At 66.7% G+C, this 2,260-nt stretch carries 1 protein-coding gene; it reads left to right on the top strand.

Going from position 1 to position 2,260, the window contains the following annotated elements:
- Nucleotides 1-111 precede the first annotated feature (111 nt).
- A partial coding sequence (locus tag QN357_RS18710) for an APC family permease (protein WP_323505364.1) occupies nt 112-2,260 on the top strand: 2,149 nt, incomplete at its 3' end.

The following is a 2,260-nucleotide window of genomic DNA, read 5'->3' as shown; positions in this document are numbered from 1 at the left end:
GGAAGGTGGGGATGCGCGGGGTGCGGGAAGCGGGGGTAACCCAACTCGCGGGCGGCTCGGCTTATTCCCGGAAGTTTGACAGTCGTGTCCAACGGAGTAGTGTCATCCCTCGTGACACCAGACGGCTCCCAAGCGCCAGAAACTCGCTCCGCGAAGCGGTGGATCATCGGCGAACCACTCTCGACCGAGCATCTCGAGGGTCAGCTGCTGCCCAAGCACCTCGCCCTGCCGATCTTCGCGAGCGACCCGCTGTCGAGCGTCGCGTACGCCCCGCAGGAACTCCTGATGATCCTGACCCTCGGCGGGCTCGCCTTCCTGAGCTTCGCGCCCTGGGTCGCGGCCTGCGTCGTGCTCCTGCTGGTCGTCGTCGTCGCGTCCTACCGGCAGCTGATCAAGGCGTACCCCTCCGGTGGCGGGGACTACGAGGTCGCCTCCAAGAACCTCGGCGAACGCGCAGGCCTGCTCGTCGCATCCGCCCTGCTCGTCGACTACGTGATGACCGTCGTCGTCTCGGTCGCGAGCGGCGTGGACAACATCATCTCGGCCGTGCCGCAACTCGTGAACTTCCGGGTCGAACTCGCCGTCTTCTTCGTCGTGATGCTCGCCGCCGTCAACCTGCGCGGCGTGCGCGAGTCGAGCAAGGCCTTCGCCTTCCCGACCTACCTGTTCATCGCGAGCGTGATCCTGATGGTCGTCGTCGGCCTCGTGCGGGTCATCTTCGGTGATGCGCCCGTCGCGGAGTCCGCGAGCTACGGCGTGCACGCCGAAAACCTTGCCCAGTCGGCGTTCATCCTGCTGCTGTTGCGCTCCTTCGCGAGCGGATGCTCCGCCCTGACCGGCGTCGAAGCGATCGCCAACGGTGTTCCGGCCTTCAAACACCCGAAGGTCAAGAACGCCCAGCGCACCCTCGTGCTGATGGGCGGCATCGCGATCGTGATGTTCATCGGCCTCACGACCCTCGCGCTGATCGCGAAGGTGCACTACGCGGAGAACCCCTGCGACCTGATCGGCTGGGCCGAGTGCGCCACGTCGCCGCAGCGAAGCCTGATCGCCCAGATCGCCGCGGCGACCTTCGGGAACAACTCGATCATGTTCTTCGTGCTGCAGGCCGCGACCGCCGCCGTGCTGCTGCTCGCCGCGAACACGGCGTTCAACGGCTTCCCGCTGCTCGGCTCGGTGCTCGCGAAGGACTCCTACGCACCGAAGTCGCTCAGCACCCGTGGCGACCGGCTGATCTACTCGAACGGCGTCGTACTCCTCGCCCTCTTCGCCTGCCTGATCCTGGTCGTCTTCCAGGCCAACCTGACGGTGCTGATCCAGCTGTACATCATCGGCGTCTTCGTATCCTTCACCCTCGGCCAGACCGGCATGGTCAAGCACTGGCTCACCCTGCTCAAGACGAACCCGCCGAACCGGGCCTCGATCATCACGAGCCTCTCGATCAACGGCTTCGGCGCCGCCCTGACCGGCGTGGTGCTCATCGTCGTGACGATCACCAAGTTCACCCACGGCGCCTGGCTCGTCTTCGTGATGATGCCGGTTCTGTTCACCCTGATGCTCGGCGTGAACCGCTACTACCGGGACGTCGCCAAGGAGATCGAAGTCGACCCTGACACGACCTTCGGCTCCACCGGTGACCACGCGATCGTGCTCGTCGGCAAGATGCAGAAGCCCGTGCTCAAGGCACTCGACTACGCGATCGCCGCCCGGCACGAGGGCATCGAGGCCGTGCACATCTCGATCGACGAAGAAGAGACCAAACAGTTGCAGCGCGACTGGGTCCGGCAGAACATCCAGGTGCCGCTGCGCATCGTCGAGTCTCCGTACCGGGACATCAGCTGGCCGTTGATCAGCTATATCAAGGAGCGCCGCGCCGCGCACGGCTCCGAGGTCGTCACCATCTACACCCCGATCTACATCGTCGGGCACTGGTGGGAGAACCTGCTGCACAACCACAAGGCCCGTCGCCTCCGCCAGAAGCTGATGCTCGTGCACGGTGTCACGATCGCGCTCGTGCCCTGGCTGCTCGACTCCTCCGAACTCATCTACGGCCGCCGGTCCCGCCCGATCCCGGGCCAGGACCGTCGCGGCGAGCCGGTGCGCCCGCGCCCGATCCCCCGGCGCCCGCTCGCCCCGGCGACCTCTGCTCTCGAGATCCAGGCCGCTGCCGCTGCGGCGGCAGCGGCGAAGAACGGCTCGGGTGCGACATCCGCTGCCGGAGCCTCTGGCAAGGCGGGAGCCGCCGCGGGTCGCCCCGGGC

This window comes from Cryobacterium sp. RTC2.1 (genome assembly GCF_035018685.1).
Lineage (GTDB): Bacteria > Actinomycetota > Actinomycetes > Actinomycetales > Microbacteriaceae > Cryobacterium > Cryobacterium glucosi.
Note: the sequence above shows the minus strand (reverse complement) of the source record. Positions and strands in the feature narration are given on the sequence as shown.